Annotated in this window: 15 protein-coding genes; 11 read left to right on the top strand and 4 right to left on the bottom strand. The window is 65.9% G+C overall.

Features of this window, described 5'->3' with window-relative positions:
• Positions 1–138: 138 nt before the first annotated feature.
• The 11 genes from RMCB_RS02995 (at position 139) to frdD (ending at position 11,313) form a co-directional block, all read left to right on the top strand.
• A complete protein-coding gene (locus RMCB_RS02995) occupies positions 139–1,728 on the top strand; it encodes an SMP-30/gluconolactonase/LRE family protein (RefSeq protein WP_234791974.1) in 1,590 nt (529 codons plus the stop codon).
• Positions 1,725–2,462, top strand: a complete 738-nt coding sequence (locus tag RMCB_RS03000; RefSeq protein ID WP_062827562.1) for a GntR family transcriptional regulator — start codon at positions 1,725–1,727, stop codon at positions 2,460–2,462. The genes RMCB_RS02995 and RMCB_RS03000 overlap by 4 nt, the downstream gene beginning before the upstream one ends.
• On the top strand, positions 2,459–3,946 hold the full coding sequence (locus tag RMCB_RS03005; RefSeq protein WP_062827563.1) for an AMP-binding protein: 1,488 nt from the start codon (positions 2,459–2,461) through the stop codon (positions 3,944–3,946). The genes RMCB_RS03000 and RMCB_RS03005 overlap by 4 nt, the downstream gene beginning before the upstream one ends.
• On the top strand, positions 3,947–4,720 hold the full coding sequence (locus RMCB_RS03010; protein ID WP_062827564.1) for an SDR family NAD(P)-dependent oxidoreductase: 774 nt from the start codon (positions 3,947–3,949) through the stop codon (positions 4,718–4,720). It abuts the gene before it with no gap.
• Positions 4,717–6,180, top strand: a complete 1,464-nt coding sequence (locus tag RMCB_RS03015) for an AMP-binding protein (RefSeq protein ID WP_062827565.1) — start codon at positions 4,717–4,719, stop codon at positions 6,178–6,180. The genes RMCB_RS03010 and RMCB_RS03015 overlap by 4 nt, the downstream gene beginning before the upstream one ends.
• 27 nt (positions 6,181–6,207) lie before the next feature.
• Complete coding sequence (locus RMCB_RS03020) at positions 6,208–7,719, top strand: ATP-dependent nuclease (protein ID WP_062827566.1); 1,512 nt, start codon at positions 6,208–6,210, stop codon at positions 7,717–7,719.
• 104 nt (positions 7,720–7,823) lie between these two features.
• Positions 7,824–8,078 carry a hypothetical protein gene (locus RMCB_RS03025; protein WP_234791975.1) on the top strand — a complete coding sequence of 85 codons (255 nt, stop codon included), beginning with the start codon at positions 7,824–7,826 and terminating at the stop codon, positions 8,076–8,078.
• A 9-nt stretch (positions 8,079–8,087) separates the two neighbouring features.
• Complete coding sequence (gene frdA, locus RMCB_RS03030; RefSeq protein ID WP_062827567.1) at positions 8,088–9,827, top strand: fumarate reductase (quinol) flavoprotein subunit; 1,740 nt, start codon at positions 8,088–8,090, stop codon at positions 9,825–9,827.
• Between the two features lie 6 nt (positions 9,828–9,833).
• The gene (gene sdhB / locus RMCB_RS03035) at positions 9,834–10,583 is read left to right on the top strand and encodes a succinate dehydrogenase/fumarate reductase iron-sulfur protein (protein ID WP_062827568.1); all 750 of its coding nucleotides are present in this window, start codon (positions 9,834–9,836) and stop codon (positions 10,581–10,583) included.
• Entirely contained in the window at positions 10,580–10,960 is a 381-nt protein-coding gene (locus RMCB_RS03040; RefSeq protein ID WP_062827569.1) for a succinate dehydrogenase/fumarate reductase transmembrane subunit, read from the top strand. The genes sdhB and RMCB_RS03040 overlap by 4 nt, the downstream gene beginning before the upstream one ends.
• Positions 10,957–11,313 (top strand): fumarate reductase subunit FrdD, encoded by a 357-nt coding sequence (gene frdD / locus RMCB_RS03045; protein WP_062827570.1) that lies wholly within the window; start codon positions 10,957–10,959, stop codon positions 11,311–11,313. Before RMCB_RS03040 ends, frdD begins: the two co-directional genes overlap by 4 nt.
• 69 nt (positions 11,314–11,382) lie before the next feature.
• Here frdD and RMCB_RS03050 read toward each other — a convergent pair whose 3' ends face one another.
• The 4 genes from RMCB_RS03050 to RMCB_RS03065 form a co-directional block, all read right to left on the bottom strand.
• On the bottom strand, positions 11,383–11,829 hold the full coding sequence (locus RMCB_RS03050; RefSeq protein WP_029369662.1) for a type II toxin-antitoxin system Rv0910 family toxin: 447 nt from the start codon (positions 11,827–11,829) through the stop codon (positions 11,383–11,385).
• Positions 11,830–11,832: 3 nt separating this feature from the next.
• Positions 11,833–12,012, bottom strand: a complete 180-nt coding sequence (locus tag RMCB_RS03055) for an antitoxin (protein ID WP_029369663.1) — start codon at positions 12,010–12,012, stop codon at positions 11,833–11,835.
• 71 nt (positions 12,013–12,083) lie between these two features.
• On the bottom strand, positions 12,084–14,459 hold the full coding sequence (locus RMCB_RS03060) for a cation-translocating P-type ATPase (RefSeq protein WP_062827571.1): 2,376 nt from the start codon (positions 14,457–14,459) through the stop codon (positions 12,084–12,086).
• Positions 14,456–16,060: a serine hydrolase gene (locus RMCB_RS03065; protein ID WP_084388347.1), complete on the bottom strand. Its 1,605-nt coding sequence runs from the start codon at positions 16,058–16,060 to the stop codon at positions 14,456–14,458. The genes RMCB_RS03060 and RMCB_RS03065 overlap by 4 nt, the downstream gene beginning before the upstream one ends.

Consider the following 16,060-nt stretch of genomic DNA (forward strand, 5'->3'; position numbering starts at 1 on the left):
CCTATTTGTCCGGACAACATACGATGCTCTTCATATACGAGAACACTATTCCGCAGGGATTATTCGCCCGTCAAGAGTGTCTCTGGCTCAGTGCAGACCTATTGTCTGGACTACGGCGTCTTGCTAACGTCCGACATCGTGAGCCCGGATGCGCGGTACCCGTCGACCCCGTCAACAGACGCGGACTGGCAACTGCAGCGCATCACCGCACCGAGCCGGCTGTTCGGTGCGAACGGTCTGCGCACCGGGCCTGACGGCCGCATCTATGTCGCGCAGGTGACGGGCAGCCAGATCAGCGCCGTCGATGTCGACACCGGGTGCGTGGAAACCGTCAGCGCCAAGGGCGGCGACATCATCGCTCCCGACGACGTGGCATTCGACGGGCACGGGAACCTGTACGCCACCGAGGTCATGGACGGCCGGGTCAGCGTGCGCGAACGTACGGGCACCACTCGAGTGCTCCGCGATGACGTGCCCTCGGCCAACGGCATCACCTTCGACCGCGGCAGGCTGTTCATCGGCGAATGCCGCGAGGGTGGCCGCCTGATGGAGATGGACTTGAGCGGGGGCGCTCCGCGCGTGCTACTCGATAACGTCCCGTCGCCCAACGCCATGGAGATCGGTCCGGACGGGATGCTGTATTTCCCGGTGATGGGTGCCAACGAGATCTGGCGCGTCGATCCGTCGGGTGGCCAACCCCAGGTGGTCGCTGCCGATCTCGGTGTCCCGGACGCGGTCAAGTTCGACGCGCACGGATTCATCGTCTCGACACAGGTGGCCAGCGGCCAGGTGCTGCGGATCGACCCGCGCACCGGCGCTCAGAGCCTGCTGGCCCAGCTTTCGCCCGGCCTGGACAACCTGACCTTCGTCGACGGCCGGCTGTTCGTGTCCAACTTCACCGGAGAGATCACCGAAGTCACATCCACGGGCACGTCGACGCTGTTGCCGGGGGGACTGAACTGGCCGCTCGGTCTCACCCTCGACACCAATGGCGATCTCTGCGTCGCCGACGGCACGTTCTTCTACCGGGTGGGCGCCGACGGGGAACTACAGACCGAGGGCATGCTGTTCACGCCGGGATATCCGGGGTTTCTGCGTGGCGTGACCACCTGCGGCGCAGGCGAATTCATCGTCACCACGGCGGCCGATACGGTGGCCCGGTATCGGCCGCGCACGGGCGAGAGCGACGTGATCGTCGCGGGCGTGGACCAGCCCTACGGCGTGGCGCTGGCGCCGGACGCGACGCCGGTGGTCGTCGAGCAGGGCGCCGGGCGCCTGCTCGCGGTCCGTACCGGCGCGGTGGACGTGTTGGCCGACGGGCTCGACCATCCCGTCGGTTTGGCGTTCGCGCCCGACGGTGCACCGCTGGTGTCGGTAGCGGGTGCCGTGGTCCAGGTGGCCGGCTCGGCCGTCGTACCGCTGGTCGACGGGCTGGACACGCCGCAGGGGATTGTGGTTCACGACCACTGGCTCTACGTCGTCGACGCCGGGACAAAGGAGCTCATCGAGTACGACTTCGACACCGCACGCCGCCGCAGCATCGCCACCGGGTTACCCGTCGGTCCGCCACCGGGCGTGGTGCCCAAACCGCTCAAGGGCATGCCGCCGTTCTCCGGGCCGCAGGGACCGTTCGCCGGGATCACCGCCGGAACTGATGGGACGCTCTACATTTCGGCCGATGGCGACGGCAGCGTCCTGACACTGCGCCGCAGCGGAGTCGCGCCATGACCATCAGCCCCACCGAACACCGCTACTTGCAGGTGGCGCGCACGCTGCGCAAAGAGATCGTCGACGGCGTCTACCCCGTCGGTTCGCAACTACCGACCGAACACGAACTGTGCGAACGCTTCGAGGTGAGTCGCTACACCATTCGGGAGGCGTTGCGGCGGCTACGCGACGACAACCTGGTGTCCTCGCGACCACGTGCGGGCACGCTGGTGATGCCCCGAGCCGCGACGAATTCCTATGCCCAGGACGTGATGTCGATCAACGATCTGCTGGCATTCGCCGCCGGGGCGCAGTTCACCATCGAATCCAACGCCATGGTGACCATCGATGACGACATGGCCGAGCACACCGGCCTCGCGGTCGGCGAACAATGCCTGGCGGTCCGCGGTTACCGGCAGATCGACGGCGCGCCCGTGTGCTGCACCGAGTACTACATCAACCGGTCATTCGCCGCGGTCGGCCGGCTGCTGCAGCGCCACAGCGGACCGATCTTCCCGCTCATCGAGGACCTCTTCGGGGTCAGCATCATCGAGGTGCATCAGGAGATCTCGGCAGTGCTGGTCACGCCCGACCTCGCGACAGCGCTCAACGTTTCCCCGGCCAGCGCCGCCCTGCGGATGCTCCGCACCTACACCACCTCCGACGGTGAGGTCGCCCAGGTGACCGTCAACACCCACCCGGCGGACCGGTTCCGGCACTCCATGACCATGCGTCGGGTCAAAGGCCAGCCGTGAGAACCCTGGCCGACGCATTGGCCGACGCAGCCCGCGGCACCCCCGGCCGGGTGTTGCTGATCGACGGCGACATCCGGCTCACGTGTGGCCAATTGCATTCGCGAGCAACGGCGTTGGCGTATCACATGGCACACCGGATGCCGGCTGGCAGCGTCGTCTCGTTCATGCTGCCGAATTGGCATGCAGCCGCCGTCATCTACCTGGCCGCAACGCTGGCAGGCATGGTGGTCAACCCGATCCTGCCGTCGCTGCGAGACCGGGAGCTGCGGTTCATCCTCGACGACGCAGACAGCCGGATGATCTTCATACCCCGGCAGTTCGGCGGACATGACTACGCGGCAATGCTGACCCGGGTGTCCGCCGAGCTGGCGTCGCCACCCGACATCGTGGTGGTGCGCGAGGACGCCGAACTACCGAACGGCAGACCCGTACCGCTGCCCATCCTCGACCCCGCAGCAGTTCGGATGATCCTCTACACCTCGGGCACCACCGGACGGCCCAAAGGCGTGCTGCACAGTCATGATTCGATCGCCGCACTGATCGAGCAGCTGCGCGTGCACTGGATGGTGGACCCCGGCGACACGTTCCTGGTTCCCTCCCCGATCGCCCATATCGGCGGATCCATCTATGCATTCGAATGCCCCCTGCTGTTGGGCAGCACCGCAGTGCTCATGGACAGGTGGAACGCCGACCGCGGGATCCGGTTGATGATCGACCATGCCTGCACCCATATGGCCGGCGCCACACCGTTTCTCGAGCAACTGCTGGGCGCCGCCGAACGTGCGGACACTCGATTGCCGGGCCTGAAGGTGTTCATCTGCGGCGGCGCATCGGTGCCGCCCTCGTTGATCCGCCGCGCCACAGACTATTTCGACAAGGCCGTGGTGACCCGGGTGTACGGATCGACCGAGGTGCCGGTGACGACCGTCGGCTCGCTGGGTCCCGCTGACATCGACCACGCCGCCGATACCGACGGTCGTGCCGGTGTCGCCGAGATCAGGCTCGTGCGCGGCGAGATCCGGGCACGCGGCCCGCAGATGCTGCTGGGCTACCTGCATCCCGACGACACCGCCGCCGCGCTCGACGCCGACGGCTTCTTCCGCACGGGTGATCTCGGTCGGTGGGTGGACGGCGAGTATCTCGTGGTGACCGGGCGCGCCAAAGACCTCATCATCCGCAACGGCGAGAACATCTCCCCAAAGGAGGTCGAGGACGTTCTGGTCGGCGAATTGGGCATCGCCGAGATCGCGATCGTCGGCCTCCCGGATGCCCACACCGGTGAACGGGCCTGCGCCGTCATCGTGCCGTCCTGCGGTCCCGGGCCGGATGTCGCAGCCGTGGGGCGCCTGCTCGCCGACCGTGGCATGGCGAAATTCAAAACACCCGAACGCGTGGAGATCTGGGAGGCGCTGCCCAAGAACGCCGCGGGGAAGGTGTTGAAGCACGAGATCCGCGCGTCGCTGCTGGCGGGAGGGACAACCTAGATGCAGGTAGCGATCGTCACCGGGGCCAGCAGCGGCATCGGCTTCGGCTGCGCCGTCAAACTGGCCGAGGCCGGTATGACAGTACTGGGCACCGGGCGCGACACCGCACGGCTGGCCGAGCTGACCGCCGCCGTCGGCGCCCCCGAGCGGGTTGCGACGCTGGCCGTGGATCTCACCGACGGCGACGCGCCGCGCCGCATCGTCGACGCCGCGTTGTCACGGTGGGGGCGGATCGACTTTCTGGTCAACAACGCCGGGGTCGGCAGCCCCAAACCGCTGCACGAGACCGACGACGAAACCCTCGACTATTTCCTCGGTTTGATGCTGCGGGCACCGTTCCGGCTGGCGCGTGAGGCGATACCGCACCTGATGCCGGGATCGGCGATCATCAACGTCACGTCGACCTTCGCGGTGGTGGGCGGGCTGCGCGGCGGCGCCTACTCGGCAGCGAAGGGCGGGCTGACGGCGTTGACCACGCACATCGCATGTCAATACGGTGCTCAGGGAATCCGGTGCAACGCCGTCGCCCCCGGCGTTACCGTGACCCCCATGGTGGCCACCCGGCTCGAAGACGAGAGATTCCGCAAGATCAATACCGAGATGACGCCGCACCAGCGGCTCGGCCGGGTCGACGACATCGCGGCGACGGTGGCGTTCCTCTGTTCGGACGGAGGCAGCTTCATCAACGGGCAGACCATCGTGGTCGACGGCGGCTGGAGCTCGACCAAGTACCTGTCCGAACGCGCGTTGACCTCCGAATGGGTTGAGCGGTGAACGTTTTCGATGTCCTGGATCAAGCCGCGGCGCGGTTCGGTGATCGGGGTGCGGTGTTCAGCGGTGAACGTCAATTGTGTACGTGGTCGCAGTTGCGCGAGCGGGCGCTGCGGCTCGCGGCGTCGCTGCGGCGGCACGCCGAACGCGGCAGCAGGATCGCGGTGGCCAGCGAAAACCGGCCGGAGATCGTGGAACTCATGTTTGCCATCTGGGCTGCCGAGTGCGTCTTCGTCCCGATCAACTACAAGCTGCATCCCCGGGAGATGGCCGACATCGTCGCCGATTCCGGGGCCTCGCACGTCTTCGCGTCGGCCAAGATCGCGGGTGCACTGGAGCTCGACACCAAGGTCGAGGTGATCGCCTCCGACGCCTATACCGCACGCCTCGCAACCGAACCAGCCGCGCTGCCCGACACCGCCCCCGCCGACCTGGCGTGGCTGTTCTACACCAGCGGCACCACCGGAAAATCCAAGGGCGCCATGCTGTCCCATCGCAACCTCATGGCGATGACGGTGTCGCATCTCGCCGACATCGACGACCTGGACGAGAACTGCAGCCTGATCCACGGTGCCCCCATGTCGCACGGATCCGGGCTGTATGTCGCACCCTACGTGCTGCGCGGGGCCCGGCAGGTGGTCCCGGTATCCGGCGTGTTCGATCCGGCAGAGTTCCTGGATCTGTGCACCCACCACCCGGGCTCGTCGGCGTTCCTGGCGCCGACCATGATCCAGCGGCTCCTCGAAACAGGCCGTCCCGCACCACAATCCCTGCGCACCATCGTCTACGGCGGCGGGCCCATGTATGTCGACAGCATGCGCAAGGCACTCGGCGCGTTCGGTCCGGTGTTCGCCCAGATCTATGGCCAGGGTGAATCGCCCATGACCATCACCGGTTTACGCCGGGCCGACCACGACGACGCGGACGACGCCGTGCTGGGCTCCGTCGGCTACGCGCGCTCGGGGATGCACGTCGCGGTGCTGCGCAACGATGGCAGCCCGGCCGAGGTCGGTGAAATCGGCGAGATCGTGTGCCGCGGCGACGCTGTCATGTCGGGCTATTGGAACAATTCCGCCGCCAGCGCCTCGACCCTCAAGGATGGCTGGCTCTACACCGGCGACATGGGTTCATTCGACGAGCACGGCTACCTCACCCTGCGTGACCGGTCCAAGGACGTGGTGATCAGCGGCGGCAGCAACATCTATCCCCGCGAGGTGGAAGAGGTGCTGCTCACCCATCCCGGGGTTGCCGAGGCCTGCGTCGTGGGCGCCCCCGACCCCGACTGGGGCGAAATCGTGGTGGCCTTCGTGGTCGGTGATGCCGATGCGGGCGCGCTCGACGCGCACCTGTTGGAGCGCATCGCGCGATTCAAACGGCCGAAACGGTACGAGTTCGTCGACACGCTGCCCAAGAACAGCTACGGCAAGGTGCTCAGGCGGGAGCTGCGGGAGCGGCTGGCCTGAGCCTGGACATCGGTAACATTCGGCTCCGTGTCGGACTCGACGGATGATCCCCGCAGCAGGCGGTGGGCCAAGGCGCTGAATTCAAATGCTCGCATTCAGGTTTCGTCGATCGAGATCATCAAGTCGAACATTTTCGCGCCGCAGACCATCGAATTCGATCGGCTGACGGCAATCGTGGGATACCACGGCTCGGGGAAGACGCTGCTGCTGCGCTTGATCGAAGCGGTGTTCGGCTGGAGCACAGACGCTGGATCACCGCCGTTCATCCGCGACGACATCGCCAATCGCGTTGAAGCCGAGGTCATGGCAACCGTCCTGATCGACGGTCGGCAGGTTACCCGCCGCGTGGACCTGGCCAGTTCTGGGGACGAACGAGAAGCCCTATGGAACCAGGCAGTTGACGCCCCCGTCTACGCCAGCTACAGCGCTGCCACGGAGATGCTTCACCAACTGCTGATCGTGTTCCAGTCGTACGGCTACTACGCCGACAGGCACCGCGAGTCGACGGACGAGCATATGCACCGCAGGTACAACAGAGATGATCTGGCGGCACTGCGCAACATCCTTGGCCGTGACTACCGAGAAGTCACGGTGCATGCCCTACCCGACGGCGTGGGCAAGGACCCTTACTACGACCCCTATTTTGTTGCCACCCTCGCATCGCCACCTCATCAGATCGTCACCGGCGCCACCATGAGCCTCGGCGAACTCTGGGCGCACTGGCTGCTGGGCTGGAAAATGGGTTTCGACAGTTCGCACCTCGTCGCTCGCCTTGTGGATGAGCCCGAATCGTTCCTGACACTCCGAGGACACCGGGCATTGGCCGACGAAATGGTCAGGCGATCACTCGCCGACAAGACACAGCTGATCGTGGCAACCCACTCGCCGAACATCTTGAGAAGGTTCCCGCTCAGCAACATCAGGCTGTGCGTCAACCAGGGCGGGGCCATCGTCGTGCAGCCACCCCAGAACGCCGGTCAACTACGCGCGTCGATCGGCTTGTCTCATTCGATTCGCGTAGTCGTATTGGTCGAAGACGATGTCGCGCAACGACTGCTCACCCTGTTCTGCGGGCGATTCGACCCATCCCTGATACGGGAGATCGACGTCGTCATCGGCGGCGGCCACAGCGAGATCATCCCAGCACTCAAGACAATGAAGAGGTCACGACATATTCGCCACTTCGGCGTCCTGGACGGTGATGCGCGGTCGGCTCCCAAAGTCGGTGAGGTCGCCGACAGGGTCGGCTTCCTGCCTGGTACGCGGGGTCCCGAGGCAGAGCTGGCCGCGGTGGTTGAACGTTCGACGACGCGCGTCGCCGACGCCTTGTCCCTCACCGAATGGTCGGTCCGCTCCGCAATGAGCATCTGCAGCGACCTGGACCATCAATACTGGATTGCGCAGTTCGCCGACCAGCTCGGACGAGCCACCGATGTGCTGCTCTACGAGCTCGTGAGCGCGTGGCTCGAGGACCCATCTGTGGCACGGGAAGCGGCGGAACTGGTTGCGCAGGTGCGCAGGGTGGCGGATTTGCCGTGAAGCGCTCGTTCTCGGGCGGATGAAGCGAAAGATGGACTAGCTGGTCCTGACGGGCATACCCTGATGTGATGTAGATCACTCTTCTCGGGCCGAGGAGGCGGACAATGGCCGCCCAGTTCGTAAAACAGACCACACATTTTCCACGGCAGAAGGCGCCATGCGGGCGCATGGCAGACGGCGATCACCACGTCGAGAGTGATGACGACGGCCTCAGCTACGACGACCTCAGATTCTCGTGCGGATGCCGCGAGAGCAGGCATGTCTATCACGACGGATGCGTAGCCATCCGCACCGTTAGACATGACGGGAAGGTGCTGCGCGACGAGCGCTGTGGAGAGCATGAGGCTTTCGAAGTGTAAGACGCCGCAATGACGGCCTCGTACAACATCGTGGTGATCGGCGGGGGCGGGGCCGGTCTGCGTGCCGCGATCGCCATCGCCGAAACGGACCCGAAACTGTCGATAGCTATCGTGTCGAAGGTCTATCCGATGCGCAGCCACACCGTGTCGGCCGAAGGTGGCGCAGCGGCGGTCATCGGCGCAGACGACACGCTTGACGAGCACGCTTACGACACAATCTCCGGTGGCGACTGGCTCTGTGATCAGGATGCGGTGGAGGCGTTCGTCGCCGAAGCGCCCCGCGAGCTGCTACAGCTCGAACACTGGGGCTGCCCGTGGAGCCGCACCGACGACGGGCACGTCGCGGTGCGGGCGTTCGGCGGCATGCGCAAACTCCGTACCTGGTTTGCCGCCGACAAGACGGGATTTCACCTGTTGCACACCCTGTTTCAGAGGGTGCTGAGTTATCCGGACATCGTCCGCTACGACGAGTGGTTCGCCACCACGCTGCTGGTCGACGACGGTGTGGTGCGCGGGCTCGTCGCCATCGAATTGGCCACCGGCAGAATCGAAACCATCCTCGCCGACGCGGTCGTCATCTGCACCGGCGGGTGCGGACGGGTGTTCCCGTTCACCACCAACGCCAACATCAAGACCGGAGACGGCATGGCACTGGCCTTCCGGGCCGGCGCGCCGTTGAAGGACATGGAATTCGTCCAGTACCACCCGACAGGGCTGCCGTTCACCGGGATCCTCATCACCGAAGCGGCTCGCGCCGAGGGTGGTTGGCTGCTGAACAAAGACGGCTACCGGTATCTGCAGGACTACGACCTGGGCACCCCGACACCCACACCGAAGCTGCGCAGCATGGAGCTCGGCCCGCGCGATCGCCTGTCGCAGGCCTTCGTCCACGAGCTCGACAAGGGCCGCACCGTCGAAACCCCTTATGGCCCAGTCGTCTACCTCGATCTTCGGCACCTCGGCGCCGAACTCATCGACACCAAGCTGCCCTTCGTCCGGGAACTGTGCCGCGACTACCAGCACGTCGACCCGGTCACCGAGCTGGTCCCCGTTCGGCCCGTGGTGCACTACATGATGGGCGGCGTACACACCGACATCCACGGTCGCACACCGGTTTCCGGTCTGTACGCCGCAGGCGAGACCGCCTGCGTGAGCATCAACGGCGCCAACCGGCTCGGCTCCAACTCCCTTCCCGAACTGCTGGTGTTCGGCGCTCGCGCAGGTCATGCTGCCGCCGAGTACGTGGCGCAGGTGCGACCCGGTTCACCCGCGGTGGCCGCCCAGGCCCGCACCGAAGAGCAACGCCTGCAACGGGAACTGCAACGCCACGGCGACGGCGACGACCGGATCGCCGACATCCGCACCGAAATGCAAACCGTCCTGGAAACCGCCGCCGGGATCTATCGCGACGGACCGACACTGACCCGGGCCGCCGAACAGATCCGGGCCCTGCAGGAACGGTTCGCCGTCGCGGGCCTCGACGACCACAGCCTGACCTTCAACACCGAGCTGACCGGACTACTCGAACTGTCCGGCATGCTCGACATCGCCCAGACCATCGTCGAATCGGCGTTACACCGCACCGAATCCCGAGGCGCGCACCAACGCACCGACTACCCCGGCCGCAACGACGACCAGTTCCTGGCGCACAGCCTGATCCACCGCAAGCCCGACGGTTCGGCACGCGTCGACCTGCTGCCGGTCACGATCACGCGCTGGCCGCCGGGCGAGCGCGTGTACGGGAGGTGAGATGACATGACCGAGACGACTACGGACCGAATTGTCATGGAGGTGGCTCGCTATCGGCCGGGCACCGATACCAAACCCGTGTTGCAGTCGTACGAGGTTCCGGTCACGCGGGAATGGGCGGTGCTCGACGGGCTCAACTACATCAAGGACCGCTTGGACGGGACGCTGAGCTTCCGGTGGTCGTGCCGCATGGGCATCTGCGGCAGTTGCGGCATGACCATCAACGGCGATCCCAAGCTGGCCTGCGCGACCTTCCTCGTCGACTATCTGCCCGGCCCGGTCCGGGTGGAACCCATGCGCAACTTCCCGGTGATCCGCGATCTTGTGGTCGACATCAGCGATTTCATGACCAAGTTGCCCAAGGTGAAACCGTGGATCATCCGCGACGACCAGCCACCGGACGGCGAATACCTGCAGACGCGGGAGGAGATGGCCGAGTACAAGCAATTCAGCATGTGCATCAACTGCATGCTGTGTTACTCGGCATGCCCGGTGTATGCATTGGATCCGGTGTTCCTCGGCCCCGCCGCGATAGCGCTCGGCCAGCGTTACAACCTCGACTCCCGCGATGACGGTGCGGCAGAGCGGGCCGACGTGCTGGCCGCCGCGGACGGGGCGTGGGCGTGCACGTACGTCGGCGAATGCTCCACGGCCTGCCCCAAAGGGGTCGATCCGGCGGGCGCCATCCAGCGCTACAAGCTCACCGCGGCAACACATTCCGTGAGAGATCTGGTATTGCCCCGGGGTGCCCGATGACGACGAGTGCCTACCACCAGCCGGTGCCGCGGTTCTGGTGGGCAAAACGCCGGTCCTATCTGCTGTTCATGCTGCGTGAGCTCAGCTGCGTGGCTGTCGCGTGGACCGTCGTGTTCGTGCTGATCGGGGTGGCCGCCATCGGCCGCGGGGACTACCGAGGTTTCCTGGACTTCTCCGCGCACCCGGCCGTCGTGCTGGTCAATATCGTCGCCCTGGCTTTTCTCCTGCTGCATGCCGTCACCTGGTTCGGACTGGCCCCGCGCGCGATGGTGATCCACCTGGGCGGCCGCCGCGTCCCGTCGAGCACGGTGCTGGCCGGTCACTACGCCGCCTGGCTGGTGGTGTCGGCCGTCATCGTCTGGCTGGTGCTGTCATGAAGGCGGCCCCGCGCCGCACGCCCGAGCCGTACTTCTGGCTGCTGTTCTCCGCAGGCGGCATGGCGGCCGCGCTCGTGTTGCCGATCCTGTTGTTGCTGTTCGGCGTGCTGGTGCCGCTCGGCGTAGTTGATCTCGATGCCGCGCACCTGACGGCCGTGGTGCGCAATCCGCTGACCAGGATCGTGTTGGCCGGCGTCTGCGTGCTGGCGCTGTTCCACGCTGCGCACCGGTTCCGCTTCACCGTGGAACACGGGTTGCAGCTGGGCCGGTTCGACCGCGCGATCGCGGTGTGTTGTTACGGCGCAGCGGCTTTGGGCTCGCTGGCTGCGCTCTGGATTGTGCTCACGACATAGCGCGAGCAGGCACGCAGGTACCGCAACACCGGCGTGTCGGGGACCTGCGTGTCTGCTCGGCGGGGAACTTTAGGGGGCGTACAGAGCCTTGAACTTGTTCAGGGACTCTTGAATGTCACCCTTGAGGGCCGCCGCCACCACCATGCCGATGGGGCCGAACAGCGCCGGACCACCGAGATGCACGTCGAACGTGACGCTGGCGCCGTCACCACCGTCGACCGGCGCAGGCTTGATCTTGCCGATCAGCTTGACCTTGACCCCGCCCCGGCCGTCACCGTTGAGGGTCAGAGACTGCGGCGGCTTGTAGTTGACGAGCGTCCACTGGACGCGGTTCAACATGCCCTTGACCTCGACGATCGAGTCGATGACGGTGCCTTTTTCCAGGGTCTCCGGCAGCTTCGACCGCCACGCCCGGTGAATGCTCAACCACTCGTCATACCGGGACAGATCGGAGGCGTACTCCCACGCCTTCTCGGGTGGGAGTGGAACATCAATGGAGACAGACAGTTTCGCCATAGGTTATTGCGTCGGTTCGTCCTTGTGGATGGCGTTCTTGGCGGCATCCTGTGCCTTGTCCACAACGCCCGAGAATTTGCCCTCGGTCTTCTCGTCGACCATATCGCCTGCCTTGTCGATCGCGGCGTCCACCTTGTCGGCGTTCTGCGCCAGCAGATCCTTGGCCTTGTCCAGGAAACTCATGTGCCCACCCTATCGCTTGAGATTCGGCTGAAACGCGGCACGCATTTCGTTGCCAGTCTGCCGCGTCTCAGCTATCTCCACAAGCGACGCTGTTCACCCAGCACAACGCCCTGTACCCACCACAGCACCTCGATGATCCCGGCACCGATGAGACCGATTCCGAGTGCCACCGAGGTGACCTCAAGATTGGACGGATCCAGCATGAACAGGCGCTGGGCCAGCGGCAACGAGAAGATCACCACGTAGGCCAGGCCGGACACCACGACGAGCGCCACGCGCCACCACTGATACGGCCGAGCCACCACCGAGAGCACCCAAAGCGAGGACACCAGCAACGTGATCAGCGCCGCGGTGGACGCCTGCATCTGCTCGGTTTCCCCCGCCTCGTGCCCCGGGTAGGCGATCAGATACGAGACAAAGGTGGCTATCCCTACCACGAGCCCCGACGGCAGGGCCGCGGTCATGACGCGGCGCACGAATCCGGGGTGCGCCCGCTCGGTGTTGGGCGCCAGCGACAGGATGAACGCCGGGATGCCGATGGTGAACCAGGCCGCGATGGTGACGTGGATCGGCTGGAACGGAAACAGCAGCGGATCGGTGCCGAAGAACCGCGACGACAACCCGGCGCACGCCACCAGGATGGCCAGCAGCACCGAGTAGACCGTCTTGGTCAAGAATAGGTTCGACACCCGCTCGATGTTGCCGATCACCCGGCGGCCCTCACCGACCACATAGGGCAGCGTCGCGAACTTGTTGTCCAGCAGCACGATCTGCGCCACGGCCCGCGACGCCGAGCTGCCCGAGCCCATCGCGACGCCGATGTCGGCGTCCTTGAGCGCGAGCACGTCGTTGACACCATCGCCGGTCATCGCGACGTTGTGGCCGCGGGACTGCAGGGCATGCACCATCGCGCGCTTCTGATCGGGCCGCACCCGGCCGAATGTCGTGTACTCCTCGAGCGTGTCGGCCAGCTTCTCGGGTTCCTCGGGAAGCCGGCGGGCATCCATGGTCTCGCCGTGCAGGCCGAGCGTGGCGGCCACCGCGCCCACCGACACTGCGTTGTCCCCGGAGATCACCTTGACCGTGACATGTTGAGAGGCAAAGTATTCCAGCGTGTCGCGGGCGTCCGGCCGCACGCGCTGCTCCAGCACCACCAGTGCGGCCGGGGTGACCTTCCCGGGGGCGCGAGCGTCGTCCACCGGCAGGTCCGACGACCCGACGAGCAACACGCGCAGGCCCTGCGCACCGATGGCCTCGGCTTCCTCGGCGACCGGAGAAGCCGGGTCCAGCAACACATCCGGTGCGCCGATGACCCAGTTCCCGTGCTCACCGTAGGACGAACCGCTCCATTTGGTGGCCGACTTGAACGGTGCCGTCGCGGTGGCTGTCCACCCCGGGGGCATTCGGTACGCCTCACCGATGGCGGCCATGCTGGCGTTGGGCCGTGCGTCGTCGGCGGCGAGCTGGGCCAGCACCTGTGCCACGTCATCGGTTCCGAGGGTCTTCAGATCGCTGACCCGCATACCGTTCTCGGTCAGCGTCCCGGTCTTGTCGGCGCACACCACGTCAACCCGGGCCAGCCCCTCGATGGCGGGCAGCTCGTTGACCAGACACTGTCGCCGGCCCAACCGCACCACACCGACCGCGAACGCGATCGAGGTCATCAGCACCAGGCCCTCCGGGACCATCGGCACCAGCGCACCGACCATGCGCAGGATCGCGTCTTGCCAGTCGGCGCGGGTGGTGAACAACTGCGTGTAGATGGTCAACAGCCCCGCGGGCACCAACAGATAGGTGATGAACTGCAGGATCTTGTTGATGCCGTTGCGCAGTTCGGATTTGACCAGGGTGAACTTGGACGCCTCTTCGGCGAGCTTGGCGGCATAGGCCTCACGCCCGACCTTGGTGGCCCGGTAGGCGCCACTGCCGGCCACCACGAAGCTGCCCGACATCACCGCGTCGCCGACCCGCTTGACGATCGGGTCGGCCTCGCCGGTGAGCAGGGACTCGTCGACCTCGAGATTGGCCTCTTCGAGCACCTCGCCGTCGACCACGATCTGATCACCCGGCCCCAATTCGATGATGTCGTCGAGCACGACCTCGCTGGGCGCCATGGGCGTGCTTCCGGATTGCCTGCGCACCTTGGGTTTCGCCTGGCCGACGATGGCCAGCTTGTCCAGAGTCTGCTTGGCCCGCAGCTCCTGGATGATGCCGATGGCGCTGTTGGCGATGATCAACAAGCCGAACGCGCCGTTGATCACCGAACCCGTGGACAGCACGATGAGGAACAGCACACCGAGGATGGCGTTGATGCGCGTGAAGACGTTGCCCCGCACGATCTCCGAGACACTGCGCGCGGCGCGGGTCGGAACGTCGTTGGTCTTGCCTTCGGCGACTCGCTGGGCGACTTCGGCATCGGTCAGCCCGGCGGCTGTCATCGTCGTCATCGGGTAAAGGTCCCTGTTCTGTCCTCGTCGTAATATTCGAGCGTCAGTTTGTCACCGGCGAACGTCGCCTTGGAAACCGTTCCGGGCGGGGCGTTCTCGGTGACGAACATGAAGGTGAACACGTCACCGTCCCAATGGTCGAGCGGAACCCACAGCTTGGACCCGAGCGCCAGCATCAGCTTGCCGTCCACTTCGGTGACCGTGGCGGGGCCCCAGTAGTCGTTGCGGTAGACGCCGGTGTAGGCCGAAAGTGGTTTGGCGGCAGTGGGATTGGCCGGCGGCTGTTTCCCCAGCAGAGTTCCCTCCGGGGCATCCATCGGTGCGAACGCGTTGGCGTAGAGCTTGCGCCAGTCCTCGCGGACCTCGCCGAACTGCACCAGGTCGGCGAATTCGGCGGTGAGTGTCTCCGGAATACCCACTGGCGTGGAGTTGGTCAGCGCGACGATGGCGACGTCCGCGGACGGGATGATGAGGAAGTTGGTGGCCGCGCCGAGGTCGAACCCTCCGGAATGGCTGAGCTGAATACGGGCCGCGGAAGTCGAATTGACGTTGAATCCGTAGCCGTAGAAGCCGGACCGCATGGCCGGTTCGGTGGCCGGGGCCGAGACCACCTGCGGCGTGACGGCCGGCAACAGCGCCTTCTCGTCGACGATCTGACGCCCCTCGAAGCTCCCGTTGGCCAACACCATCGTCAGCCAGCGGGCCATGTCGTTGACCGATGAGCTGGCCCCACCGGCCGGCGACTGCGCGTCGGCGTCACGCACGTAGTCGGGCTCGTACCGGTCACCGATCCGGATGTGCCCGACGGCCCGGTCCGGCCGGGCTGCGTAATCGGCGAAACGTGAACTCGTCGCATTCATCCCGAGCGGGCGGTACAGCACGTCCTGCGACAGGTCCTCCCAGCTCTTGCCCGCGGCGCTGGCGACCGCCTCGGCACCGGCGGTGAAACCGAAGTTGGTGTAGGCGTACGAGGCCCGAAACGGCGCCAACGGCAGCATGCGCAGCTTGTCGAGCACCGCCCGGCGGTCAAAGCCCAAGTCTTCGAGTCGGTCTCCGGCGTGATCCGGCAACCCGGATCGGTGGGCGAGCATATCGCCGACGGTGACCAGGCGGGTGGTGGTCGGATCGGACAGCGCGAACCACGGGAGCTTCGAGACAATCGGGGTGTCCCAGTTGATCGCGCCGACCCCGACCTGGTGCGCGACGACCGTCGCCGACAGTGACTTGGACAGCGACGCCAGTTGGAACACCGTATCGGCGTCGACCCGGTTGTCCGGGCCGTCCCCTCTGCGCACATCCCGCACGCCGAAGCCCTTGGCGTACACCGTCTTTCCCCCGTGCACCACGGCCACCGCGAGGCCGGGTATGCCCGACGAGCGCATGAGCTCGTCGGCGATGCCGTCGAGTTTGCCCACGGCCTTGGCGACAGCGTCGTCCGGCAGCGGCAAAGCCGGCACCAGCGGGGGCGGCACATCGCTCTGGTGTTGGGCGGGTGGCGTCGACCCGGTGCAGCCGGTGAGCAGCGCCAAACCGAACGCGAGGCCGGCGAACGCGCGAAAGGTGTTCACAGCAGCCGAGTATGCCCGCAAATCTGCGGGCAT

The organism is Mycolicibacterium brisbanense, assembly GCF_001570425.1.
Lineage (GTDB): Bacteria > Actinomycetota > Actinomycetes > Mycobacteriales > Mycobacteriaceae > Mycobacterium > Mycobacterium brisbanense.